At 40.5% G+C, this 24683-nt stretch carries 23 protein-coding genes; 10 read left to right on the forward strand and 13 right to left on the reverse strand.

Features of this window, described 5'->3' with window-relative positions; genetic code table 11:
* Nucleotides 1-53: 53 nt before the first annotated feature.
* The 6 genes from pflB to rpsP form a co-directional block, all read right to left on the reverse strand.
* Nucleotides 54-2366: a formate C-acetyltransferase gene (pflB, locus tag BKK50_RS02915; RefSeq protein WP_077415148.1), complete on the reverse strand. Its 2313-nt coding sequence runs from the start codon at nt 2364-2366 to the stop codon at nt 54-56.
* A gap of 52 nt (nt 2367-2418) precedes the next feature.
* Nucleotides 2419-3270: a formate transporter FocA gene (gene focA / locus BKK50_RS02920; RefSeq protein WP_077415150.1), complete on the reverse strand. Its 852-nt coding sequence runs from the start codon at nt 3268-3270 to the stop codon at nt 2419-2421.
* A 197-nt stretch (nt 3271-3467) separates the two neighbouring features.
* Nucleotides 3468-3818, reverse strand: a complete 351-nt coding sequence (rplS, locus tag BKK50_RS02925; protein ID WP_049358025.1) for a 50S ribosomal protein L19 — start codon at nt 3816-3818, stop codon at nt 3468-3470.
* A gap of 35 nt (nt 3819-3853) precedes the next feature.
* Nucleotides 3854-4603 (reverse strand): tRNA (guanosine(37)-N1)-methyltransferase TrmD, encoded by a 750-nt coding sequence (trmD, locus tag BKK50_RS02930; RefSeq protein WP_077415152.1) that lies wholly within the window; start codon nt 4601-4603, stop codon nt 3854-3856.
* A gap of 55 nt (nt 4604-4658) precedes the next feature.
* A complete protein-coding gene (rimM, locus tag BKK50_RS02935; protein WP_077415154.1) occupies nt 4659-5186 on the reverse strand; it encodes a ribosome maturation factor RimM in 528 nt (175 codons plus the stop codon).
* A 32-nt stretch (nt 5187-5218) separates the two neighbouring features.
* Nucleotides 5219-5467: a 30S ribosomal protein S16 gene (gene rpsP, locus BKK50_RS02940; RefSeq protein ID WP_077415156.1), complete on the reverse strand. Its 249-nt coding sequence runs from the start codon at nt 5465-5467 to the stop codon at nt 5219-5221.
* 495 nt (nt 5468-5962) lie between these two features.
* On the opposite strand from rpsP, the gene BKK50_RS02945 reads away from it, so the two are divergent.
* Nucleotides 5963-6250: a hypothetical protein gene (locus BKK50_RS02945; RefSeq protein ID WP_077415158.1), complete on the forward strand. Its 288-nt coding sequence runs from the start codon at nt 5963-5965 to the stop codon at nt 6248-6250.
* Nucleotides 6251-6976: 726 nt separating this feature from the next.
* On the opposite strand, the gene cysK is transcribed toward BKK50_RS02945, so the two are convergent.
* Nucleotides 6977-7924 (reverse strand): cysteine synthase A, encoded by a 948-nt coding sequence (cysK, locus tag BKK50_RS02950; RefSeq protein WP_077415160.1) that lies wholly within the window; start codon nt 7922-7924, stop codon nt 6977-6979.
* Between the two features lie 102 nt (nt 7925-8026).
* Nucleotides 8027-8875 (reverse strand): sulfate transporter CysZ, encoded by an 849-nt coding sequence (cysZ, locus tag BKK50_RS02955; RefSeq protein WP_077415162.1) that lies wholly within the window; start codon nt 8873-8875, stop codon nt 8027-8029.
* Between the two features lie 139 nt (nt 8876-9014).
* Here cysZ and zipA point away from each other — a divergent pair, with 139 nt between their 5' ends.
* Both zipA and ligA read left to right on the forward strand, forming a co-directional pair.
* Nucleotides 9015-9965, forward strand: a complete 951-nt coding sequence (gene zipA, locus BKK50_RS02960; RefSeq protein ID WP_077415164.1) for a cell division protein ZipA — start codon at nt 9015-9017, stop codon at nt 9963-9965.
* A 101-nt stretch (nt 9966-10066) separates the two neighbouring features.
* Nucleotides 10067-12085, forward strand: a complete 2019-nt coding sequence (gene ligA / locus BKK50_RS02965) for an NAD-dependent DNA ligase LigA (RefSeq protein ID WP_077415166.1) — start codon at nt 10067-10069, stop codon at nt 12083-12085.
* A 107-nt stretch (nt 12086-12192) separates the two neighbouring features.
* On the opposite strand, the gene BKK50_RS02970 is transcribed toward ligA, so the two are convergent.
* Both BKK50_RS02970 and BKK50_RS02980 read right to left on the reverse strand, forming a co-directional pair.
* Entirely contained in the window at nt 12193-12552 is a 360-nt protein-coding gene (locus BKK50_RS02970; RefSeq protein ID WP_077415168.1) for a DUF805 domain-containing protein, read from the reverse strand.
* Between the two features lie 1469 nt (nt 12553-14021).
* Nucleotides 14022-14810: an IclR family transcriptional regulator gene (locus tag BKK50_RS02980; RefSeq protein ID WP_077415170.1), complete on the reverse strand. Its 789-nt coding sequence runs from the start codon at nt 14808-14810 to the stop codon at nt 14022-14024.
* Between the two features lie 203 nt (nt 14811-15013).
* Between BKK50_RS02980 and yiaK the strand changes: the two genes are divergently transcribed.
* From yiaK to BKK50_RS03010, 6 genes are all read left to right on the forward strand, one after another.
* On the forward strand, nt 15014-16012 hold the full coding sequence (gene yiaK, locus BKK50_RS02985) for a 3-dehydro-L-gulonate 2-dehydrogenase (protein ID WP_077415172.1): 999 nt from the start codon (nt 15014-15016) through the stop codon (nt 16010-16012).
* Nucleotides 16013-16125: 113 nt separating this feature from the next.
* Nucleotides 16126-16599 carry a NanQ anomerase/TabA/YiaL family protein gene (locus tag BKK50_RS02990; RefSeq protein WP_077415174.1) on the forward strand — a complete coding sequence of 158 codons (474 nt, stop codon included), beginning with the start codon at nt 16126-16128 and terminating at the stop codon, nt 16597-16599.
* Nucleotides 16596-17078, forward strand: coding sequence for a TRAP transporter small permease (locus tag BKK50_RS02995; protein WP_077415176.1), 483 nt, complete (start codon nt 16596-16598; stop codon nt 17076-17078). Before BKK50_RS02990 ends, BKK50_RS02995 begins: the two co-directional genes overlap by 4 nt.
* Nucleotides 17075-18352, forward strand: coding sequence for a TRAP transporter large permease subunit (locus tag BKK50_RS03000; protein ID WP_077415178.1), 1278 nt, complete (start codon nt 17075-17077; stop codon nt 18350-18352). The genes BKK50_RS02995 and BKK50_RS03000 overlap by 4 nt, the downstream gene beginning before the upstream one ends.
* 43 nt (nt 18353-18395) lie before the next feature.
* Entirely contained in the window at nt 18396-19385 is a 990-nt protein-coding gene (locus tag BKK50_RS03005) for a TRAP transporter substrate-binding protein (RefSeq protein ID WP_077415181.1), read from the forward strand.
* A 53-nt stretch (nt 19386-19438) separates the two neighbouring features.
* Nucleotides 19439-20896, forward strand: a complete 1458-nt coding sequence (locus BKK50_RS03010) for an FGGY-family carbohydrate kinase (protein WP_077415183.1) — start codon at nt 19439-19441, stop codon at nt 20894-20896.
* Nucleotides 20897-21032: 136 nt separating this feature from the next.
* On the opposite strand, the gene BKK50_RS13025 is transcribed toward BKK50_RS03010, so the two are convergent.
* The 3 genes from BKK50_RS13025 to BKK50_RS12790 all read right to left on the reverse strand — a co-directional run bounded on the left by BKK50_RS13025 (nt 21033) and on the right by BKK50_RS12790 (nt 21993).
* Nucleotides 21033-21158, reverse strand: a complete 126-nt coding sequence (locus BKK50_RS13025) for a hypothetical protein (RefSeq protein WP_279625569.1) — start codon at nt 21156-21158, stop codon at nt 21033-21035.
* Between the two features lie 68 nt (nt 21159-21226).
* Complete coding sequence (locus tag BKK50_RS12785) at nt 21227-21535, reverse strand: transposase (RefSeq protein WP_244149408.1); 309 nt, start codon at nt 21533-21535, stop codon at nt 21227-21229.
* 134 nt (nt 21536-21669) lie between these two features.
* Nucleotides 21670-21993 carry an IS110 family transposase gene (locus tag BKK50_RS12790; protein WP_244149409.1) on the reverse strand — a complete coding sequence of 108 codons (324 nt, stop codon included), beginning with the start codon at nt 21991-21993 and terminating at the stop codon, nt 21670-21672.
* 793 nt (nt 21994-22786) lie between these two features.
* On the opposite strand from BKK50_RS12790, the gene htpG reads away from it, so the two are divergent.
* On the forward strand, nt 22787-24667 hold the full coding sequence (gene htpG / locus BKK50_RS03020) for a molecular chaperone HtpG (protein ID WP_077415185.1): 1881 nt from the start codon (nt 22787-22789) through the stop codon (nt 24665-24667).
* Nucleotides 24668-24683: the final 16 nt, after the last annotated feature.

The raw sequence follows: 24683 nt of genomic DNA on the forward strand, positions 1-24683 counted from the left end.
TCAGGCTCATCATTGTGATTGCCACTAAAGTGCGGTCAATTTTTTTAACGTTTTTACATTGATTCCGTGAAAGTACGGGTAATCACATCTTGTTGTTGCTCTTTGGTTAAAGAGTTAAAACGCACTGCGTAACCGGAGACACGAATGGTTAATTGTGGATATTTATCCGGATTTTCCATGGCATCTAACAACATTTCACGGTTTAACACGTTAACATTTAAGTGTTGACCGCCTTCAACCGTGGCTTCGTGATGGAAATAACCATCCATTAAGCCCGCAAGGTTACGGCGTTGCGCTTCCGGATCTTTACCTAACGCATTTGGTACGATGGAGAAGGTGTAAGAAATACCGTCTTTCGCGTAAGCAAACGGCAGTTTCGCCACTGAGGTTAATGAGGCGACCGCACCTTTTTGGTCACGACCGTGCATTGGGTTAGCGCCCGGACCGAATGGTGCACCGGCTCGACGACCATCCGGGGTATTCCCTGTTTTCTTACCATATACAACATTAGAGGTGATGGTTAATACAGATTGTGTTGGCACGGCATTGCGATAAGTTTTGAGTTTTTGAATTTTCTTCATAAAACGTTCAACTAAATCACAGGCAATGTCATCGACACGGTTGTCGTTATTACCATATTGTGGGTATTCACCTTCGATTTCAAAGTCGATAGCAACGTTAGAGGCAACCACATTGCCGTCTTTGTCTTTAATGTCGCCACGGATCGGTTTCACTTTCGCATATTTGATGGCAGAAAGTGAGTCTGCCGCCACAGAAAGACCGGCAATACCACACGCCATGGTACGGAATACATCACGATCGTGTAATGCCATTAATGCGGCTTCGTATGAATATTTGTCATGCATATAATGGATAATGTTTAGCGCAGTAACGTATTGTTTTGCCAACCAATCCATAAAGCTATCCATACGGGTCATCACTGTATCAAAATCTAGCACTTCATCGGTAATTGGCGCAGTTTTAGGCCCTACTTGCATACCCAATTTTTCGTCAATACCGCCATTGATTGCATATAATAAGGTTTTTGCCAAGTTTGCACGAGCACCAAAGAATTGCATTTGTTTACCCACCACCATTGGTGACACACAACAGGCAATAGCATAGTCATCGTTGTTGAAATCCGGGCGCATTAAGTCATCGTTTTCATATTGAACGGAAGAGGTATCAATAGACACTTTTGCACAGAAACGTTTGAAGTTTTCCGGTAATTGCTCAGACCAAAGAATGGTGAGGTTTGGCTCCGGAGAGGTGCCCATATTGTAAAGAGTATGCAAAATACGGAAAGTGTTTTTGGTCACTAATGTACGACCGTCTAACCCCATACCGGCGATAGTTTCGGTTGCCCACATTGGGTCGCCGGAGAATAATTGATCGTATTCAGGGGTACGCAAGAAACGAACCATACGCAGTTTCATCACTAAGTGGTCGACCAACTCTTGGGCTTCTACTTCAGTGATTTTGCCTGCTTTTAAGTCACGCTCAATATAAATATCAATGAATGTTGCGGTACGACCAAAGGACATTGCCGCCCCATTTTGTGATTTGATCGCTGCTAAATAAGCGAAATACATCCATTGGATCGCTTCTTGTGCGTTGGTAGCAGGATTAGAAATATCATAACCATAACTTGCCGCCATTTGTTTCATTTGAGCAAGTGCACGATGTTGTTCTGCGATTTCTTCGCGTAAGCGAATAGTGGCTTCAAGATCGATACCGTTTTCAAGGTTGTCTTGTAAAGAGGAGAATTGTGCGTATTTATCTTTCATTAAGAAATCAACACCATAAAGTGCTACACGGCGATAATCCCCAATGATACGACCACGACCATAAGCATCCGGTAAACCGGTTAATACACCTGATTTACGGCAGCGTAAAATATCCGGTGTATAAACATCGAATACCCCTTGGTTATGGGTTTTACGATATTCAGTAAAAATTTTCTTCACTTCAGGATTAAGCTCACGACCATAGACTTTACATGAGCCTTCCACCATTTTAATACCACCGAATGGCATAATGGCACGTTTCAAAGGGGCATCGGTTTGCAGACCAACGATTTTTTCTAAATCTTTGTTGATATAACCTGGGGCATGAGAGGTAATGGTTGATGGCGTATGCTCATCAAAATCTAATGGCGCGTGTGTACGGTTTTCAATTTTAATGCCTTCCATCACCGATTCCCAAAGTTTTGTTGTTGCTTCGGTCGGACCGGCTAAGAAAGAATCATCACCTTCATACGGGGTATAGTTTTTTTGAATAAAGTCGCGTACATTGACATTGTTTTGCCAATCACCGCCGGTGAAACCGGCCCAAGCCACTTTTTGCGCTTCATTAAGTTCTGACATAGTCATTTCCTTTGTTAAGTAATAAAAATAATTTGTTTCAAATGATTAGTAGTTAGTGGGATTTTGTTAAGTAACGTTGGAATAAACCAATACAAATTGCCCCCCCCACTATATTTCCCAACGTTACCGGGATTAAATTTTTTACAATAAAATGATAGATATCCAAATCGGCATATTGACTCGCTTCAACGCCTAATTGTTGCCAAAATTCCGGGCTACTATAATGGGCGGTAATAATACCCATTGGAATCATAAACATATTCGCAACACAGTGCTCAAAGCCTGATGCTACAAATAAAGCAATCGGTAACATCATAATAAAGGCTTTATCAACAACGGTTTTACCGGAATAAGATAACCAAACGGCCAAACACACCATGATGTTACACAAAATACCTAAATTAAAGGCTTCAAACCAGCTGTGGTGGATCTTATGTTGTGCCGTATTAAGAATTGTCAAGCCCCATTGTCCGTTTGCCGCCATCGTTTGGCCACCAAACCAAACCAATGCGGCAATAATCAATCCACCGACAAAATTACCAAAATAGACGGCAATCCAGTTGCGGATCATTTGCCAAGTGGTAATTTTTCCCCCTACTCGGGCAATTAATGTGAGGGTTGATGAAGTAAAAAGTTCAGCACCTAATAACACCACCATAATGACACCAATAGAGAAAACTAAACCGCCAACTAATTTCGTTAAGCCCCACGCTGCACCAGCGGATGCCGTTTGTGTTGTAGTATAAAAAACAAAGGCTAATGCAATACAAGCACCGGCACTAATACCGGATATAAAAGAGAGGAAAGGACGTTTTTGGGCTTTATAAGCTGCTGCATTTTCTGCAAAATCTGTCGCTTCAACCGGCGTTAATGCTACCGTGGAAGAATTTTTAACATCTGACATAAAACACCTAAATATGATGATTTTCTCTTAATACTACAACCGAGGGTATTCTACTCTCTTAGGTATGCTTTGCAAGATACACTCAAATGTTATTTCAACAAAATTTGATATTTTGCAAGTTTTGTTAAGTTTTTTCTGATTCTGATAACAAAAAAGGCTTGGAACCCCAAGCCTCGTTATACTCTTTATTTGCGAAATTATTCGCCCAAACGCTCTTTAATACGAGCAGATTTACCCGAACGCTCACGTAAGTAGTAAAGTTTCGCTTTACGCACCGCACCTTTACGTTTAACAGTGATGGAATCTACCACCGGTGAGTGAGTTTGGAATACACGTTCAACACCCACACCGTTTGATACTTTACGCAAAGTAAATGCAGAGTGCAAACCACGGTTACGAATTGCAATAACCACGCCTTCGAATGCTTGCAAACGACGTTTACTTCCTTCCACTACCCATACTTTCACTTCTAAAGTATCACCCGGGCGGAAGCTAGGTACGTTTTGTTTTAATTGTTCTTGTTCAAGTTGTTTAATAATGTTAGACATTTCTTTGATCCTTAATTGATCTAATGATCCTAGAATTAACTGAGTTTACTGTTATTTTCCGTTTTCACTTCTTTTAACAGCTTACGTTGTTCGTCAGTCAGAGCTAGGCTTTCCAAGAGCTCAGGGCGACGGAGCCACGTTCTTTCAAGCGATTGTTTTAATCGCCATTTGCGAATTTCTTCGTGGTTCCCCGACATCAGCACGGGTGGAACGGTTAAGCCTTCTAACACTTCCGGTCTGGTGTAATGCGGGCAATCAAGTAAACCTCCGACAAAAGAATCTTCTTCTGCAGAGGCTTGTTTGCCTAATACACCCGGAATAAACCTTGCAACGGCATCAATTAATGTCATTGCGGGTAATTCCCCTCCGGTTAAAACGTAATCACCGATTGACCATTCTTCATCAATTTCAGTCTGAATCAATCGTTCATCAATCCCTTCATAACGCCCGCACACTAAAATCAGCTTTTGATTTTGTGCCAGTTCCATGACACCAGATTGATCGAGTTTACGTCCTTGTGGTGAAAGGTAAATCACCTTTGCACCTTCTCCCACTGCAACTTTTGCTGAATGAATGGCATCCCGTAAGGGCTGCACCATCATTAACATTCCCGGGCCTCCACCGTAAGGGCGGTCATCAACGGTTTTATGTTTATCCTGTGTAAAATCACGCGGATTCCAGCATTGCAGTTGCAAGAGATGATGTTTTACGGCTCTCCCTGTTACCCCAAATTCCGTAATTGCTTTAAACATTTCAGGGAATAAGGTAATTATTCCGATCTGCATGATTTAGCCTTACTCTGTTTAAAACTGACGACATTACGTTCGAGCATACCTGAGATTAGAAACCAGCGTCCCAATCCACTTCAATTGTTTTCGTGGTGAGATCGACTCTTTTAACTACTTGTTCATACAAAAACGGAATTAACCGCTCTTGTTTTCCAAAAGCATCTTTGCTATTGGCTTTGACGACCAGTACATCATTTGAACCGGTTTCCATCATTTCCGTGACTGTTCCCATCGTATAGCCTTGAAGATTGACGACCGAGCAACCGATTAAATCGTGCCAGTAATAATCGCCTTCTTCCAATTTAGGGAACACAGAAAGATCTACCCCTATTTCAACATTCGCTAAAAGCTGAGCAGCTTCACGATCATCTGTGCCTTTCAGTTTCACAATCAGTTCGTGATTATGATGACGCCAATTTTCAAGCTCTGTGGGTTGCCATTGTCCTTTGATTTTTAAAAACCAAGGTTGATAGTCAAAAATGCTTTCGGCATATTCGGTTGATGAATAAATACGCAACCACCCACGGATACCATAGGTTGAGCCTAATTTGCCCACAACTTCAATACGTTGTTGTTCCATATTTTTCACCTATCTCTCTACTCAAAAGCGAATTAAGCGGCTTTTTGAGCTTCTTTTACCAAACAGGCAACGCGATCAGATAATGACGCACCTTGACCTACCCAGTGGTTTACACGGTCTAAGTTAATACGAAGACGTTCAGCATTACCTTGTGCAATTGGATTGAAAAAACCTACACGCTCAATGAAACGACCATCACGAGGTGAACGGCTGTCTGCAACAACGATTTGATAAAAAGGGCGTTTTTTAGCTCCGCCACGAGATAAACGAATGGTTACCATAACCTTCCTCTAATTATTTGATGATTAAAAGAATATTTCTAAGCTCGAAAGTCACTTAAAAATATAGCTTACTTTTTTCTCTGTATATATAGACAAAAAGCCTGGGGATTTTACACTTTTCGAACAAAAAGGCAAGCTAAAACAGCATTGGAAAAATGGAAATTCTGCAAACAAATTAACCGCACTTTGATTTATCACGAAAGTAAATAGCGTGATGATTATCGTCTTTTGATATTAGGCTTTCATTTGAACCATAAAACAGTACCGAAATGAATATGTGAATTACATATTCGTTCGATTTTACGCAGAAAAAGAGGGAAGGTGTCGCTTATCGTACCGAACGTGATAAACAGTGATTTTACGATAACTGCACTCAATCAAAAATGGTAACTGATGTGACAGAATTTCGTGTTGGACAAGAAAAGCGCTATTTTTTTCGCCATTGATGGATTTAAGCTAACCAAGAAATTATTTCCTAGAGTTTTGCTAAAAAGAATGTTAGAACAAGGACTTAGCCAATTTAATTCAAAAGAATGCTCAATTACTCATAGCGACCAAAGCGTGTTATACGGCACGGTGGAATGGGTAAAAATGTTGGGAGGTAAGGCGGTACAAAGTATGAGCTATCAAAAAAATTGCTATGAAAATGCCGTGATTGAAAGGTTTTTTACGGTATTAAAATCCGAATGTACCCACACCACCTCTACGTTAATCACTGAATTGCAGGCTAAAATTGAAGAATATTGGCATATTACAACCCAAAATGGATTAAGCTTGGTTTAAAAGGATTGAGCTTGGTACAATACCAAGCTCAATATTTAAGTTAACTAACCTGTCCAACTTTTGGGGAATGGCTCAAAGTGCGGTCAAAATTGATTAACTCTCAAAAGTTAGGCTCACTTAATTTAAAAACTGGGTTATATTATTGTATAGAACTTAGTCTTTTTTAGTTTTAATTGAATATTCATCTCTTGTTCATTGCTTTGTCCTAAATGTCTCAGTTGTTACTGATTCTCTGCAATTTTGTTCATCTATCCTTTGTGAGAACAATATTTTCGATGTTTGAATATCCTCCTTTGCCAATTGTATAATCGTTTACATTTTCTTGTAGTTGATTTTAGGTGTCTTTTTTAGCACATTATAAATCCGATGATAACCATATATTCCTCTTTTTCTTGATGGGATTTCAGCGGTTTTTTGCTTAATTTTGGCATTTTTATCTTCTTTTGGCTTAAATGATAGAAAAATAAGCTACTTTTCATCTTTGAAATTGAAAATAATATTGCGAGTGGAAAAATGGAACCATCCAATGGTTTAGCTCTCTCGGAGTTGAAAATATTTGCGTGTCAGTGAGTGGTTTTTATATTGTTGAAGATAAAATTTGATGGTTTGGTGTTTAAAAAGTGAGTTGCGTTTAGCCATAAAAATCTGCATCTTAGTCAGTCGACATTTAGCTCAACTTTTGGGGGTAGATCATCTTTACCCCCAGTTTATCCACTGATGAATAGATTAGGCCTCAATGCCTTCAAATAACGCTGTACTGAGATAGCGTTCTGAAGCGGATGGGAGCACGACAACAATAAGTTTATCTTTAAACTCCGGTAATCTTGCGATGCGGTCGGCTGCGGCAACCGCAGCACCGGAAGAAATCCCCGCTAAGATTCCCTCTTCAGCCATTAAACGACGGGCAGTCGCAATGGCGGTGTCGCTGTCTACAGTTTCCACACGATCGATTAAGGATAAATCTAAATTTTTCGGCACAAATCCGGCACCGATGCCTTGAATTTTATGCGGACCCGGTTTGATTTCTTCACCGGCTAAGGTTTGGCTAATCACCGGGGATTCGCTAGGTTCTACCACCACAGAGGTAATCGCCTTGCCAAAGTCTAATTTAATGGCACGGGAAACCCCTGTGATCGTCCCACCTGTGCCGGCTCCGGCAACCACTACATCTACTTTCCCTTCCGTATCTTTCCAGATTTCAACACCGGTGGTTTCACGGTGAATTTGTGGATTAGCCGGGTTTTCAAATTGTTTTAACATAACATAACGATTTGGATTAGCCGCCACAATTTCTTCCGCTTTGGCAATGGCGCCTTTCATGCCTTTTGCCCCTTCGGTAAGCACAAGGTTCACCCCTAAGCCACGCAATAAACGCTTACGTTCTAAACTCATGGTTTCCGGCATGGTAAGTGTGATTTTATACCCACGCGCAGCCGCCACATAGGCAAGTGCAATACCGGTATTGCCACTGGTGGCATCGACAATTTCTTTGTCTTTAGTGAGGATCCCGTCTTTTTCTGCTTGCCATACCATATTGGCACCAATGCGGCATTTCACACTAAAACTTGGATTTCGGCCTTCAATTTTTGCCACAATATTACCCTGACCAAAATGTTTTAAACGTACCAGTGGTGTGTTGCCGATACTGTAAGAATTATCTGCATAGATTGTCATATGCTCTCCTTATGAAGATGATTTACGATGATTGATGAGGCAGTTATAGCATTGACGATAAAATAAAAAAAATAGTTATTTGATCTATTTTATAACTAAACGCTATTTCACAATTTGATGATTGTTTGTACGAATATCCGCACTATTACTGCTTGTCGCCACTTCTCTAGAAGAATGACCGTGTTGATACTTGAAATTCATATCAAAGCGTAAACGATCACGGTAATTTTCTACCCACATCACTGTTGCACCACATACGGCAACGGGAATAATCACTAAATTCACGATAGGTAAAAACGTGCAACAAGTGACTAATCCACCAAAAGTAAGACTTTGTGAACGCTGCTCACCCAAGGCGTTTTTCATCACATTAAAGGAAATTTTGTGATTATCAAAAGGATAGTCACAATATTGAATCGCCATCATCCAAGCGGTGAATAAAAAGGTTAAAACCGGTACGATGGTTTGTCCAACCACGGGGATAAAGCCTAATAAGAATAAACCGAAAATTTTAGGCAAGCTATACCACAATTTTTGCCATTCTCGATGTAACATACGGGGCACGTCTTTCATGATATCCAGCCAACTGTCATCATTAATCGGCTCGCCGGTGAGCATTTTTTCCAATTTTTCCGATAATAATCCGTTAAAGGGTGCGGCGATAAAACCGGATAATGTGGTGAAAGTGAAGTAAAATAGCAACAAAATCATTCCGATGGAAAGTATAAGTAAAACAATACTCAAAAAGCCGAGCCAATCGGGGACAAAGCTCATCAGCCAATCAATCATCGCACTAATTTGTGAAATAAATAGCCAAAATAATCCGGAAAGTAAGACCACATTCAAAACAATAGGCATAATCACAAAACGGCGTAGCCCTTTTTGTGTAATAAAATGCCATCCCATCACAAAATAATAAAAACCGGATTTAATTTCTTGTTGATTAATCATGCTTTTTCCTTTTTAACGCTCACATAAGTGCGGTCAGTTTTGACCGTATTTTTGCCACAAAATTCCCCATTAGCCCTGTTTTTTCACCTTTTAAAATATGGTAGCATTGGCGCAGTTTTATTGCCGATAGGAAGCAAACATGGATCTGAATACTATCTTGATTATTTTGGGTGTTGTGGCACTTGTCGCCTTGGTTGCCCACGGATTATGGTCAAATCGCCGTGAGAAATCAAAATATTTTAAAAATGAAACCACATTTAACCGTGCGTTTAACCAAACGCAACAAACACCATCAGAATATACTTCGGAAGCTACTCCGGTGTCGGTATCCCCTCCCTCTTTTACGAATACACCGCAATCTTTTGATTACACCCCACCGGTGTCGCAGGTGGATTATCGTGAAACCGAGCGTACGGTCGATGATATTAAAATTTCCATTCCAAACAGTGCGCCTGTGCGTGAGCCGGTTCGTATGGAATACAATATGAAACCGACACAACCACAGGCTGCGCCAAATCCTGCGGCAATGACCCTTGAGCAATTGGAAGCACAAAGTGATGAGTTAGAAGGAATTAATTCTTCCTCGCCTGAATTGCGTGAACAGCTTTCACAAATGGCTCGAGGTGAGTTAGAGGAAGTCAAAGCCAGCGTACATTTTAATGAAGCACGCCAAGCTGAACCAGAAATCCAAAAGCAAACATCGGGCTATATTCAACTCTATGTGATTTCACCGCAACATCGTGAATTTCATGGCTCTCGTTTAATTCAATCCCTTGAAAACTTAGGCTTTATTTTTGGTAAGCATAATATGTATCACCGCCATTTTGATTTAAGCGTGGCAAGCCCTGTCTTATTTAGTGTTGCTAACTTACAAGGGGAAGGCAACTTTGATCCTTATAATGCGGATTTCCGCACTATCGGTGTCACCCTATTTATGAAATTACCTTCACCGGGTAATGACTTGGCTAATCTTAAATTGATGATTCGTGCTGCCAAAACCCTTGCGGAAGATTTAGGCGGCGCGGTACTGACAGAAGATGAACAACTCTTTGATGATTACCAAGAACAACATTACCTTTCACGGGTATAATCCCTATTGATTTTCAACCACACTTTAGCTTTTGGCGAACATTGAGTTCGCCTTTCTTATTCCACCAGTTAAAAGTGCGGTCGGTTTTTATTGAGAATTTTATGAACACGATCCAAACCCAACTTGAAACCTTACGCCAAACCCTTCGCCAATACGAATACGAATACCATGTATTAGACAATCCCACCGTGCCGGACAGTGAATATGATCGTCTTTTCCACCTGCTCAAAGCCTTGGAAGTGGCGCATCCTGAACTGATTACCGCAGACTCCCCAACCCAACGGGTGGGTGCAAAACCCCTTTCAGGATTTAACCAAATCCGTCATGAAATTCCGATGCTGTCCCTCGATAATGCCTTTTCTGATGAGGAATTTGATGCTTTTGTGAAACGCATTGAAGATCGTTTAACGCTTTCTGCTTCCCCCCTGACCTTTTGCTGTGAGCCTAAACTTGATGGGCTAGCCGTGAGTATTTTGTATGTCAATGGTGTATTAACACAAGCCGCAACCCGAGGCGATGGTACAACAGGGGAAGATATTACGGCGAATATTCGTACTATTCGCAACATTCCATTACAGTTATTGACAGAAAACCCACCGGCACGATTAGAAGTGCGGGGTGAGGTGTTTATGCCACATCAAGGGTTTGAAAATTTGAATAAATATGCCCTTGAGCATGGTGAAAAAACCTTTGCCAACCCACGCAATGCGGCAGCCGGGTCGCTACGCCAACTCGACCCGAAAATTACCAGTAAACGCCCGCTTGTACTCAACGCTTACGGCATCGGGATTGCAGAAGGCGTGGATTTACCTTCCACCCATTATGAGCGTTTACAATGGCTCAAAGCGATCGGTATTCCGGTCAATCCTGAAATCCGTCTTTGTCACGGTAATGACGAAGTGCTGGAATTTTATCGGGCAATGCAAAATAAACGTAGTACGCTGGGTTACGACATTGACGGTACAGTGTTAAAAATTAACGATATCGCTCTGCAAAATGAATTAGGTTTTATTTCTAAAGCACCCCGTTGGGCCATTGCCTATAAATTCCCTGCCCAAGAGGAACTCACCGTATTAAATGATGTGGAATTCCAAGTAGGACGCACCGGTGCGATTACGCCTGTGGCAAAACTTGAACCGATATTTGTCGCCGGGGTGACAGTGAGCAATGCCACCCTACACAATGGCGATGAAATCGCCCGTTTGGACATTGCCATTGGCGATACCGTAATTGTTCGCCGTGCCGGCGATGTCATTCCACAAATTATTGGGGTTTTACGGGAACGCCGTCCTGAAAATGCAAAACCCATTGTTTTCCCCGAACATTGTCCGGTATGCCATTCACAGATCGTTCGTATTGAAGGGGAAGCCGTGGCACGTTGCAGTGGTGGATTATTCTGTGAGGCACAAAGAAAAGAAGCATTAAAACACTTTGTTTCACGCAAAGCCATGGATATTGACGGCGTAGGCGGAAAATTAATTGAACAACTTGTTGATCGTGAATTAATCCACACACCGGCAGATTTATTTAAACTTGATCTGACCACGTTAACCCGTTTAGAACGCATGGGGAAAAAATCAGCAGAAAACGCCTTAAACAGCCTTGAAAAAGCCAAGCACACGACCCTTGCCCGTTTTATTTTTGCCTTGGGGATCCGTGAGGTAGGTGAAGCCACGGCATTAAATTTAGCCAATTATTTTAAAACGCTCGATGCCTTACAAAGTGCCGATTTTGAACAACTCCAACAAGTACCTGATGTGGGTGAAGTGGTAGCGAACCACATTTTGGCATTCTGGCGTGAACCTCATAATGTTGAAGTAGTGAAAGATTTGCTTGCCCAAGGGGTATATTGGGAAGAGGTGGAAGTTAAAGAAGTGCAAGACAACCCTTTCAAAGGAAAAACTATCGTCCTCACCGGCACCCTCAGCCAAATGGGACGTAACGAAGCGAAAGCCTTATTGCAAGAAATGGGGGCAAAAGTCAGTGGTTCCGTTTCCGCTAAAACCGATTTTGTCGTTGCCGGTGAGAATGCGGGATCAAAACTCACCAAAGCACAGGAACTGGGCGTGATCGTGCTTTTGGAAGAGGAATTTTTGGCACAGCTTTCAATTTCTAAATAAAAGCATTTAACCTTTATTGATGAAAAACAAACAAAAAATCACCGCACTTTGATCTAAAGTGCGGTGATTTTTATGATAGAAAACGCTGATGTACTCTCGTTTTTATATTATTCTTTAGGATTAGGTCCGTATTGGTTATCACCCGGTTGGCTATCTAGGCACCCAAAGATGAATAAAACGATACAACCAAATGGTATTAAAGCAATTAATACCCACCAACCACTTCTATTGACATCATGCAAACGTCTAATAGAAACAGCAAGACCCGGAATAATTACAGCTAGAGAATATAGCCCGCTTAAAATACCGAAACCTACTTCATAATTCACCAACCCCAAAAGCTCGTCAAAAATGACTAGCGCAATAGTTATAACGGTATTGAATAGTGCAAACATCCAATACTCTTTACGTCTTGCTCGACCATTAAAAGTTGCATAATTTTTCAGTACAGAAAGATACCAATTCATGTAAAAACTCCAAAAAATTGATTGATAAAGGAGATTTTATTTTATAGAAAAAATTTGGTCGTACAAGATGAAAATAAATGAAAGATAAAGTAATAGGTAACGGCTGTGACGAAATTTAACGCTTTTGCATAAAGACTCGAATTATTAGCCCATAAAAAAGAGATTATTGAAAATCAAAAAACTGAATTTGCCTTTTTAATCGACAGACTGAAATAGCAAAGGCGATTTACTATTATCCTTTTTCTTTTGATTTATGAAAATTTCCCACAAAACCGATTTTGCCATTAAATAATCCAAGAAAATAGACCACAGTTTTAATTCTCTACTTAAAAGTGATCTATTTGTAATTCCGTGACTTGAAGTATAAACACGCCTTAGTCGCTATGGGTATGTCGGCTTAAATTGAGTAAGTTCTTGTTCTAACATTCTTTTTCCAGGTGAAAACATAGGGCGTGTCGCAAAACTCTAAGCGATAATGTCTCGGTTAGCCAAGTCTATCAATGGCGCAAAATAGTTTTTTTTATCCAATGTGAAATTTGTGACATCAGTTACCCATTTTTGATTGAGCGAAGTTGTCGTAAAGTACGTTCGGTACAATAATCTATATTATTCCTCGTTTTCCGTGCCTTTTCTTGTTTGAAGTTGAACTAATAATTCACACATTCATTTCAGCACTGTTTTATGAGTCAAATTAAAATCTATTTGACACTGTTTTAACATCAAAAGACGATACCCATCACGACATTTATTTTCGTGCTTCTACAATAAAATCGTTTCTTTAGCATGAGTATAACCTCACTTAAAGGTAGAGCATGACATTTTAACCATATGAAGTAAATCATTCAAAGCGTGCTTGAGCTTTAACATTTCAATGATTTTTCTTTTTTCTGCCATCATTTTTGACGATCGAGATTTTAGGTCAGTAATCTCCTCACAAGCTAACACTGATTCTCGTTATAACTTTTTAAATGCTTGTTGTGAAAGATTTATTGACTCAGTAGCAGCAATCTCTTTCTTTTTCATTTTTGGCTTCAGTATTTTGGATAGTTGAAATCTTATACAGGGTGATTTTACTCCGTCAATCCTTCTTTCACGAAGTTCTTTGGGTCAATAAATAACGAGAGAATGGGGGGAATTTGATAAAGTTTAGCCTCTTACTAGTACCAAAATGCTGTTCGGTGACCGGTTTGATAATTTCTAAACAAAATTGATAAGAATGGGACATAATCTTCAACTCAAATTAGGTACTTAGTTTTGGTGTGATCACTTTTTATTTCTAATGATATTATGTTGCAGCTATAAAACCTGATTTTGGGGCTATTTGGAGATACCATAAGACACAACAAATTTAATTTAGAGGTATTTACAAAATAAAATTTGTTGTGTCTTATGGTATCTGTAAGTGCCCGTACTCCAGACTGGTACAATAATGACATAAGACCGAATTTTAGGCTAAAATCAACCGCACTTTATCCGGCTACATAGCCGAGTTCTCTGGAAATATCCTGTGCGGTTTTTTTGATTTCTTTCAGGAAAAAATCAACGCCTATTTTTTTCAATTTATAAGTGGACATTGAAACAGAAACGGCATAATTCACTTGATTAAAAGAATCAAAAATCGGACAGGCAATACACATCACCCCGATTTCATTTTCTTCTTTATCCATCGCAAATTGATTTTGTCGTATAGCATCCAACTCTGCCTCCATTTCATCTAGTTGGGTAATGGTATTTTTCGTCAGTTGTTGAATAGTTGTTTGATGTGTTTGCCAATACTGTAGTAAATAGTCCACTTTTCTAGGATAAGCCAAATAAAGTTTTCCCATTGCTGAGCAGTAAAGTGGCATGTGTTGACCGATATAAGCCCGGGTTTTAAGCATGCCGTGGGTGGGTTCTAACTTATAAATCATAATCGCTTTATCTTCTTCTCTTTGGGAAAAATTTACCGTTTCTCCCAATGTGAGATTAAGTTGTTCCAAATAAGGCGAAACCACATTAATAATATTCATTGAACTGAGCATTTTTTGCCCGATACTGAGGCATTTTATGCTTAACCGATAACTTCCTGCCGTCGAAGCCGTTTTAACATACCCCTCACTTTGCAAGCCTTGTAAAAGACGATGAACCGTGCTTTTGTTTAGTCCAGAAATATCGGCTAATTTCGCTAATGGGCAACCATTAGGAAAATCACTCAATATATCTAAAAGTCTAAGCCCTCTTATAAGGCTTTGATTACCTATTAACTTTTCTTTTTCCATAGTACTCCTCGCTTTTTATGCATTATATTTCATAATGTGAAATACCGCTTTATAAAAATGAGATCTCTGTCACATAATAGGAAGTTTGTTTTTATATTATTGATTTTAAAAGGATTTAATATTGTTTATAAAATTGACTTCATTATAGGTTGATTGTATATTGTGAAATATGGTTTTACTATTTGAAATTATAGAGGTGTTAAATGAGAGTTTCTTATTCTGAGCTCAAAGCGGAATTCAAACGTGTACTACTTTCCCGTCATGTTCGTGAAGACATTGCGGAAGAATGTGCTACTGTCTTTGCCGATACCACACAAGCCGGGGCTTATTCTCACGGGGTTAATCGCTTCCCTCGTTTTATTCAACAACTTGAAAATGGCGATATTGTACCAGAAGCCGAACCTACTAAAGTACTCTCATTGGGTGCGATTGAACAGTGGGATGCCCACCAAGCCATTGGGAATTTAACCGCTCAAAAAATGATGGATCGTGCCATGGCGCTTGCCGCTCAAAATGGAATTGGTGTGGTGGCATTGCGTAACGCTAACCATTGGATGCGTGGTGGTTCTTACGGATGGCAAGCGGCAGAAAAAGGCTATATCGGGATTTGTTGGACAAATGCCCTTGCGGTAATGCCACCATGGGGGGCTAAAGAATGTCGCATCGGTACAAATCCTTTAATCATCGCCGTCCCTACCAACCCTATCACTATGGTGGATATGTCTTGCTCAATGTACTCTTACGGCATGTTAGAAGTGCATCGCTTACAAGGTCGCCAAACCCTTGTTGATGCAGGCTTCGATGATGAGGGTAATCCAACCCGTGATCCGGCAACGGTGGAAAGAAATCGCCGTTTAATGCCAATGGGCTTTTGGAAAGGTTCCGGCTTATCCATTGTCTTAGATATGATCGCCACACTGCTTTCCAATGGGGAATCCACTGTTGCCGTCACCGAAGATAAAGATGATGAATACTGTGTTTCCCAAGTATTCATTGCCATTGAAGTAGATCGTCTTATTGACGGTAAAACAAAAGATGAAAAACTTCAACGTATTATGGACTATGTGAAGACCGCAGAACGTGCCGACCCGAATGTCGAAATCCGTTTACCGGGACATGAATTTACGCAAATTTTGGCAGATAACAAAGCCAATGGTATTCCGGTGGACGAAACGGTTTGGGCAAAACTCAAATCCCTTTAAAAGTGCGGTCATAAAAAATAGCGTTTTTAAAGGCAGGTTTCCCCTCAACAGAGGGGAAAAAATAAACAAGGCGTTTTGTGAATAATTTTCCAAATATTTTTTAGGGGGAGCTGATGATTTTCGGTCATATTTCTCATATCGTGGCAAACCGTTATCCCAAAGCGATTGTTGCCGCACTCGACTACCTCAAACAAACCGACTTTGATCAACTGGCAAGCGGACGCTATCCACTGAAAGGCAAATCTTATGTGCAGGTACTTGATCTTATCCCCTCCCCCGAAGAAACCCATTTACCTGAAGTGCATCGTCAGTATATTGATGTGCAATATTGGCATGCCGGAATGGAGAGAATGTGTGTTGCAACGGATCGGGGCAATCATCAAGTTGCTGAAAGCTATGATGCAGAGCGTGACATTCTTTTTTATACCCAAGTCGAAAATGAGCAAGAATTGTTATGTCGTCCGGGCAATTTTGCCGTTTTCTTTCCGGAAGATGCCCATCGAATCGCTTGTAAAGAAAATGAAACTTCAAGAATTCGTAAAGTGGTGGTGAAAGTCGCGATTGATGACCTTGAGGAGGAACAATGAAAGCCTTGGCTCAATTTGTTGGAAAAGCATTAGAAGCCCTTGTGGTGTTTATTTTATCGGTGATGTCGATTTTGGTGTTTCTTAATGTCGTCTTGCGTTACGGCTTTAACAGCAGTATTAGCGTGACAGAAGAAGTGTCCCGTTATATGTTTATCTGGCTCACCTTTTTGGCGGCTGTCTTGGCATTTAGTGAAAACCGCCACGTTAATGTCACCATTTTAACCGATAAGCTCTCCCCAAACAGACGGAATATATTAGGTATTTTGACAGACAGCATCATGCTTTATTGTTGCTATTTGATTGTGGATGGTAGCTGGATACAGTTCCAATTAAATTGGGCGAATCTTGCCCCGATTTCCGGTTTACCACAAGGTATCACTTATCTTGCCAGTGTTGTCGCAGGAACTTTAATCGGCCTCTTGCTTATCGCCCGCCTTATTAGCCGAATCACATTATTAACGAAAGGAGAGAAAGCATGATTGTCGTTATTTTCCTCTCAGTATTACTTGGGGCTATTCTCTTAGGTATTCCCGTTGCCTTCTCACTGTTAGTCTGCGGCATTGCTTTAATGCTCCAACTCGACTTATTTGATTCGCAAATTTTGGCACAGCATTTAGTCAGTGGTGCCGATAGCTTTTCGTTAATGGCAATTCCTTTCTTTATTCTTGCCGGTGAAATTATGAATGAAGGGGGATTATCAAAACGCATTATTGACTTACCAATGAAATTAGTCGGTCATAAACGGGGTGGATTGGGCTTTGTTGCGATTATCGCTGCCATGATTATGGCGAGCCTTTCAGGTTCTGCCGTTGCAGATACCGCTGCGGTGGCCGCCATGTTATTACCGATGATGAAAACCACCGGCTACCCTGTTGATAAATCTGCGGGTTTGATCGGTACAGCAGGAATTATTGCCCCGATTATTCCCCCTTCAATTCCTTTTATCGTGTTTGGGGTCGCCAGTGGTGTTTCCATTACAAAACTTTTCTTAGCCGGTATTTTTCCCGGTGTGATGATGGGTGTGATGCTAGGCCTACTTTGGTGGTGGCAAGCCAAACGCTTAAATTTGATGACCTTCTCAAAAGCCACAAAAGAGGAGTTATGTATTTCTTTCAAAAATAGTATTTGGGCATTGTTACTACCTGTTATCATTATTGGTGGTTTCCGCTCAGGGATCTTCACCCCAACGGAAGCCGGGGTTGTAGCGGCATTCTATGCCCTTATCGTTTCGCTATTTGTTTACCGTGAACTCAAAATTAAAGATTTATACCGCGTGATCCTCGCTGCGGCGAAAACCACGGCTGTTGTGATGTTCTTAGTTGCCGCAGCCAATGTGACCGGTTGGCTCATCACCGTTGCAGAATTACCGCAAATCATGACGGAATTCTTAGAACCATTAATTGATAATCCAACCTTATTGTTAATCGTCATTATGATTTCAGTATTCATTATTGGTATGGTGATGGATCTCACGCCGACCGTGCTTATTCTAACACCGGTATTAATGCCGTTAGTGGAAGAAGCCGGTATCGATCCGGTCTATTTTGGCGTGTTATTTATCTTAAACACGTCCATCGGTTTAATTACCCCACCGGTGGGCAATGTATTAAATGTGATTACAGGGGTCTCTAAACTCCCCTTTGAACAATCCGCAAAAGGCATCCTGCCTTATATGGGAATGATGGTTATATTATTGTTTTTGTTTATCTTCTTTCCATCATTAATTTTAGTGCCATTACAATGGATGCTGTAAACAAGCAATCGTATTCTCAACCACGCTCAATTAGGAGAACATTATGAAACGTTTTAATATGAAATTTTTAGCCACATTAGTTGCAGGTGCAGCCGTATTTACAACCTCAGCGGTTTCGGCAGAAACCAGTTTACGATTTGGTTATGAAGCGCCACGCAGCGATACTCAACATATTGCAGCGAAAAAATTTAATGAATTATTGGCTGAAAAAACCAAAGGTGAAATTAAACTAAAATTATTCCCTGATAGCACCCTAGGCAATGCACAAACCATGATTGCCGGTGTTCGTGGCGGCACCATTGATCTTGAAATGTCCGGCTCACCAAACTTCACCGGATTAGTTCCTGCCTTAAATGTAATTGATATTCCGTTTATTTTTAAAAACCGTGAACACGTTTATAAAGTCTTAGACGGAGAAATTGGTGAAAACCTATTAAAAGCTCTGGAAGAAAAAGGTCTTAAAGGATTGGCGTTTTGGGATGTGGGCTTTAGAGCGTTCTCTAACTCTAAACACACCATGACCAAACCTGAAGATGTGAAAGGTTTAAAAGTTCGTACCAACCAAAACCCGATGTATATTGAAGCCTTTAGCCTGTTAGGTGCAAACCCTGTGCCAATGCCGTTGGCTGAACTTTACACCGCATTAGAAACCAAAGCAGTGGATGCACAAGAACACCCGATTGGTATTTTCTGGTCTTCTAAATTATATGAAGTGCAAAAATACTTAACTCTCAGTAACCATGGCTACACCCCACTCATTGTGGTGATGAATAAAGCCAAATTTGATGCACTTTCACCTGAATTACAACAAGCTATTGTCGCTTCCGCCAAAGAAGCTGGGGCTTTCCAACGTGATCTGAACGTTAAAAATGAGCAAGAAATTATTGCGAAATTGCGTAAAGAAGGGATTGAAGTAACAGAAACCATCGATCCTGCACCGTTTAAAGCCATCATTGAAGAAAAAGTACGTAAATCTTACATTGAAAAACACGGTGATAGCTTGGTTAATCAAATTGATGCATTAGCCAAATAAGATCATCAATCACAAGCAGCCCCATGGCTGCTTGTCTTTTCTATTGAGGTGTTATGAATTATTACTTAGGTATTGATTGCGGTGGAACCTTTATAAAAGCCGCATTATTTGATAGCACAGGAAAACTGCAAGGCATCGCACGCCAAAATGTATCGGTTATCAGCGAACAATCCGGCTATGCCGAACGGGATCCGCAAGCCTTATGGCAAATCACCGCACAAGTGGTAAAAACAGCCATTGAACAAAGCCCGGTTGATGCCCAACAAATTAAAGCTGTTGGCATTTCTGCCCAAGGTAAAGGGGGCTTTTTTTTAGATAAAAATCACCGCCCTTTAGGACGCGCCATTTTATCTTCCGATCAACGTTCCTTAGAAATCGTCAAAAAGTGGCAGGCGGAGCAAATTCCGGAAAAACTTTATCCCTTAACCCGACAAACATTATGGACCGGTCACCCGGTTTCCATTCTTCGTTGGCTGAAAGAACATGAGTGGGAACGCTACGATCGTATCGGCAGCATTTTAATGTCGCATGATTACCTACGCTTTTGCTTAACCGGTGAATTATTTTGCGAAGAAACCAATATTTCCGAATCCAATCTCTATAATATGGAAACCGGTCAATATGATATTCAACTGGCGAAATTATTAGGCATAGAGGAACTTTTTGATAAATTGCCGCCTATCATCAAACCTAATGAAATTGCCGGTTATATCACCGCAAAAGCGGCTGAAATGACAGGCTTAGCAGAGGGTACTCCCGTTGTTGGCGGATTATTTGATGTGGTTTCAACCGCACTTTGTGCCGGTTTAGAGGATGAAGAAAAACTCAATGTCGTCCTTGGCACTTGGTCTGTGGTGAGTGGGATTACCCCTCATATTGATGAAACCCAATCCATTCCTTTTGTCTATGGGCGCTATGTGGAAAAAAATCGTTTTATTGTGCATGAAGCCAGCCCCACTTCATCGGGAAATTTAGAATGGTTTTTAAATCGTTTTAAACATCTGGATTATCAAACCCTCAACACAGCAATTGAAGCCTTACCTCCAGCCTCAAGCTCTGTGTTGTTCGTTCCTTTCCTCTATGGTTCTAATCGTAAGTTAGGAATGCAAGCAGGCTTTTACGGATTGCAAGCCCATCACACGGAAATCCACTTACTTCAAGCTGTTTATGAGGGCGTGCTATTTAGTCTGATGCACCATTTAAAGCAAATGGCAAAACGTTTTCCTGATGCGACAGTACTCAGAGTAACAGGTGGCCCAACAAAATCAAAAATATGGATGCAAATGTTAGCGGATTTAACAGGGATGAAATTAGAAATTCCTTTAGTTGAAGAAACCGGCTGCTTTGGTGCTGCTCTCGTGGCGATGGAAGCAATTGAGGGAATGGATAAAAAGAGCCTACTAAATTCAGCAATGAATACCTTTATCCCCAATAAAGCGTACTTCAACGCCTATCAGAAAAAATATCAACGTTATTTGAAGTTTGTTCAAACACTGGAAACATTGATTTAAGCGTAATTTAAATTGAAATGGCAAACCGCACGTAAAGCGTGCGGTTTTTCGGTTTGCTCCGTGGTTTCATCGGCACCAATTTTTTAAATTAGATACCATAAGACACAACAAATTTTATTTTGTAAATATCGTTAAATTAAATGTAGTTTGTTTTTGCAATACCGCTTGTGCAATGGGGGAGGCGTTTACGCATTAAAGCAGTAATCACCACCATTTTAGGCTTACCCGCTTGGGTTAAGCGTTGCACAAAGTTGCGGTACACTCTGTTTTTATAACAACCAAATGCAAATCATCGCTAGGTAGAAGAGGGCTTTACGGATTAGGGGTACCCTATTTTTGAGATACCAATGACGGGGTATTTAAACTTTTGCCCAAGCTTTTAATCATCGGCGTTAATCCGGCAAAGGTCGCTGCCGCTTTGGCATTTTTATAGCGCTTGCCCTCTCCTAAATAAGTAATAAGATGAAAGGCTGTCGTGAAACTCATCGCTGGAATAGAAAAAAGTAATTTTACATTGTTTTTCAATATGTTATCTGTATTAACACAGTGTTTAATGGTTTTCTCTAGAGCCTTAATTTGAGCATTGATGAAGTGAATCATTTGTTTTGTCGAGGCAATACAATTGCTATCAATCAACATGGTTAACCGTGTTTTTTCTCGTGCCAACTGTTTTTTTTAGGTGGTTAAGTTGACGATTTTTCCGTAATAATGCCCGTTGAGTAGGTGAAATAGAGTGATAAAGGGGGCATTTACGACGTTTTTCATCCACATAATCAGCGAATTTTTGTATCAATTTTGTCGGTTTTAGAACATAAATTATTGGTTTTCGTGAAGTTAGCAGTGCATTTGGGGTTAATCACACTGACCGTGTGCTGTTGAAGCAGAAAATCAGCTAGGACCTTATGATAGATATTAGTTGCTTCCATCACACAGTGAAAAGTCTCACCGAATGGTTTAAGCCAGTGCATAAACCATTGAACCCCTTCAGGATTATTTTTAAAGACTTTATGTTTGTGCTTACTGTTTTGAAATTTTACAGCGACATCAAATTTAGCTTTGGCTATATTGATCCCAACATAATATAATGGGCTATCCATTTGACCTCCAAATCTTGTGAATGCGGGCTACGGGAAATGAGCCTGAGATGCCATTCGGGTGATAGTGGATGAAAAAGTAGGCTTATATCTACACGACGTACTTAATGGCACAAAGTACACTCCAACTCTACTTTCTCTTTTACCCCATTATGATACGCTTAATGGGGTTTTCTTTTGCACTATTCTAATACAAGGGACACTGTGACTTTGATTAAGTAAATCCTCAATCCCCTTTCCTTTGTTTGATCGCTTGTCGATAGTGGTAAAAGGCATCCCGATTTGTGCCTATCACCTTGTGGGTTTAAGAGGTATTGCCTGATTTTTATACTAAATTCCTTGAGCTTTTTAAGTAGGTATCCTTTGCTTCACTATATTCAATACGTTTCACTAATATATTGATATCTTTGTGTTTCCTCAGTTTTTTGAATCTTCTGCTTTCTTTTAGTTTTTCATATTTTTTACGGTTGGGGGGATTGAGCCCATTGATACCGTATTTTAAACTAAGCAGCCACGGAAGAGTGATTTGGGAGAGAAAAATGCTCTGCGATTTCACAAATCCTCTGCCACCATCCAAAACATATTGGATATTTAAATGAGTTGAGTAATGTTTGCCATAAAAAAATCTACATCTTAATCAGTTAGTTGATATCTACAACTTTAGGAGGAGATCATTTTTTATCTCGGTGCTGAAAGTTGATTATTTTATATTTATGTGGGGTAGAGGCTTGAAAATTCCGTTTTCATTCTTATATCTGTAGGGTTTAATTTTCACTTATTTTATAAAGGAAAAGTTATGTCTCAAAACCAAGAAACCCGTGGCTTCCAATCGGAAGTTAAACAACTCTTACAATTAATGATTCATTCTTTATATTCCAATAAAGAAATTTTCTTGCGTGAGCTGATTTCCAATGCTTCCGATGCGGCGGATAAGCTCCGTTTTAAAGCCCTTTCTAACCCTGCACTTTATGAAAATGACGGCGAATTACGCGTACGGATTAGTTTTGATAGCGACAAAGGTACATTAACCATCAGTGATAACGGGATCGGGATGACCCGTGAGCAGGTGATCGATCATTTAGGGACGATTGCCAAATCCGGCACGAAAGAGTTCTTGAATGCACTGGGCAGCGATCAAGCTAAAGACAGCCAACTTATCGGCCAATTCGGTGTTGGCTTCTATTCTGCCTTTATTGTGGCAGATAAGGTCACAGTGAAAACCCGTGCAGCAGGCGAACCGGCGGATAAAGCGGTGATTTGGGAATCTGCCGGAGAAGGGGAATACTCGGTTGCCGACATTGAGAAAAAATCTCGTGGTACGGATGTGATTTTGCATTTGCGTGAGGATGAAAAAGAGTTCTTAAATGAATGGCGTTTGCGTGAAGTGATTGGCAAATATTCTGATCATATCGGTCTTCCGGTGGAAATGCTGACCAAAGAATATGATGACGAAGGCAAAGAAACCGGTGAAAAATGGGAAAAAATCAATAAATCCGATGCCCTTTGGACTCGTAGTAAAAATGACATTTCCGATGAGGAATATAAAGAATTTTACAAACACTTAAGCCACGATTTTGCTGATCCGCTTTTGTGGGCACACAACAAAGTGGAAGGTAATCAGGAATACACCAGTTTGCTTTATGTGCCGTCTAAAGCCCCTTGGGATTTATTTAATCGTGAGCATAAACACGGTTTGAAACTCTATGTTCAACGGGTGTTCATTATGGATGATGCGGAACAATTTATGCCGAATTATCTGCGTTTTATGCGTGGTCTAATTGATAGCAATGATTTACCGCTAAACGTTTCCCGTGAAATTTTACAAGACAATAAAGTCACGGCGGCATTACGCAAAGCCCTAACCAAACGCTCTCTCCAAATATTGGAAAAATTGGCGAAAGACGACGCAGAAAAATACCAACAATTCTGGAAAGAATTTGGCTTAGTGTTAAAAGAAGGCCCGGCAGAAGACTTTGACAACAAAGAAACTATTGCGAAATTGTTACGTTTTGCTTCCACCCACAACGACAGTAGCGAGCAAACCGTTTCGTTGGAAGATTATGTATCCCGCATGAAAGAAGGGCAAAAAGCCATTTATTACATCACAGCGGATAGCTATGTCGCAGCGAAAAACAGCCCGCATTTGGAATTATTCAATAAAAAAGGCATTGAAGTCTTATTATTATCCGATCGTATTGATGAATGGATGTTGAGCTATTTAACAGAGTTTGATAGCAAACCGTTACAAACCATTAGCAAAGCCGATTTAGATTTGGGCGATTTAGCCGATAAAGAGGAAGCTGACCAAAAAGAGCAGGATAAAGCCTTTGAAAGTTTTGTAGAACGGGTGAAAAGCTTATTAGGCGATCGTGTCAAAGCGGTGCGTTTAACCCATCGCTTAACGGACACCCCGGCAGTGGTTTCCACCGATAACGATCAAATGACCACCCAAATGGCGAAACTCTTCGCTGCTGCAGGTCAACCTGTACCGGAAGTGAAATATACTTTTGAACTTAATCCGGAACATCACCTCGTGAAAAAAGTGGCGGATATGACAGATGAAGCTGAGTTTGCCGACTGGATCGAATTATTGCTTGAGCAAGCCATGCTTGCCGAGCGTGGCGCGTTAGAAAATCCGGTAGCTTTTATTAAACGGATTAATTCTCTATTAAGTTAATGTGTGGATTCCAACC

Origin of the sequence: Rodentibacter rarus (genome assembly GCF_001998965.1) — a bacterium.
Classification (GTDB): Bacteria; Pseudomonadota; Gammaproteobacteria; order Enterobacterales; family Pasteurellaceae; genus Rodentibacter; species Rodentibacter rarus.

Excerpts from the sequence above, each read along its gene's own strand:
- rpsP (WP_077415156.1), bottom strand. The coding sequence starts at position 5,467 with ATGGTAACCATTCGTTTATCTCGTGGCGGAGCTAAAAAACGCCCTTTT.
- rimM (WP_077415154.1), bottom strand. The coding sequence starts at position 5,186 with ATGGAACAACAACGTATTGAAGTTGTGGGCAAATTAGGCTCAACCTAT.
- ligA (WP_077415166.1), top strand. The coding sequence starts at position 10,067 with ATGAACACGATCCAAACCCAACTTGAAACCTTACGCCAAACCCTTCGC.
- BKK50_RS02990 (WP_077415174.1), top strand. The coding sequence starts at position 16,126 with ATGATTTTCGGTCATATTTCTCATATCGTGGCAAACCGTTATCCCAAA.
- BKK50_RS03000 (WP_077415178.1), top strand. The coding sequence starts at position 17,075 with ATGATTGTCGTTATTTTCCTCTCAGTATTACTTGGGGCTATTCTCTTA.
- BKK50_RS03005 (WP_077415181.1), top strand. The coding sequence starts at position 18,396 with ATGAAACGTTTTAATATGAAATTTTTAGCCACATTAGTTGCAGGTGCA.
- BKK50_RS02980 (WP_077415170.1), bottom strand. The coding sequence starts at position 14,810 with ATGGAAAAAGAAAAGTTAATAGGTAATCAAAGCCTTATAAGAGGGCTT.
- cysK (WP_077415160.1), bottom strand. The coding sequence starts at position 7,924 with ATGACAATCTATGCAGATAATTCTTACAGTATCGGCAACACACCACTG.
- cysZ (WP_077415162.1), bottom strand. The coding sequence starts at position 8,875 with ATGATTAATCAACAAGAAATTAAATCCGGTTTTTATTATTTTGTGATG.
- trmD (WP_077415152.1), bottom strand. The coding sequence starts at position 4,603 with ATGCAGATCGGAATAATTACCTTATTCCCTGAAATGTTTAAAGCAATT.
- rplS (WP_049358025.1), bottom strand. The coding sequence starts at position 3,818 with ATGTCTAACATTATTAAACAACTTGAACAAGAACAATTAAAACAAAAC.
- BKK50_RS02970 (WP_077415168.1), bottom strand. The coding sequence starts at position 12,552 with ATGAATTGGTATCTTTCTGTACTGAAAAATTATGCAACTTTTAATGGT.
- BKK50_RS03010 (WP_077415183.1), top strand. The coding sequence starts at position 19,439 with ATGAATTATTACTTAGGTATTGATTGCGGTGGAACCTTTATAAAAGCC.
- BKK50_RS12785 (WP_244149408.1), bottom strand. The coding sequence starts at position 21,535 with ATGTTGATTGATAGCAATTGTATTGCCTCGACAAAACAAATGATTCAC.
- BKK50_RS12790 (WP_244149409.1), bottom strand. The coding sequence starts at position 21,993 with ATGGATAGCCCATTATATTATGTTGGGATCAATATAGCCAAAGCTAAA.
- BKK50_RS02945 (WP_077415158.1), top strand. The coding sequence starts at position 5,963 with ATGTTAGAACAAGGACTTAGCCAATTTAATTCAAAAGAATGCTCAATT.
- zipA (WP_077415164.1), top strand. The coding sequence starts at position 9,015 with ATGGATCTGAATACTATCTTGATTATTTTGGGTGTTGTGGCACTTGTC.
- htpG (WP_077415185.1), top strand. The coding sequence starts at position 22,787 with ATGTCTCAAAACCAAGAAACCCGTGGCTTCCAATCGGAAGTTAAACAA.
- pflB (WP_077415148.1), bottom strand. The coding sequence starts at position 2,366 with ATGTCAGAACTTAATGAAGCGCAAAAAGTGGCTTGGGCCGGTTTCACC.
- focA (WP_077415150.1), bottom strand. The coding sequence starts at position 3,270 with ATGTCAGATGTTAAAAATTCTTCCACGGTAGCATTAACGCCGGTTGAA.
- BKK50_RS02995 (WP_077415176.1), top strand. The coding sequence starts at position 16,596 with ATGAAAGCCTTGGCTCAATTTGTTGGAAAAGCATTAGAAGCCCTTGTG.
- yiaK (WP_077415172.1), top strand. The coding sequence starts at position 15,014 with ATGAGAGTTTCTTATTCTGAGCTCAAAGCGGAATTCAAACGTGTACTA.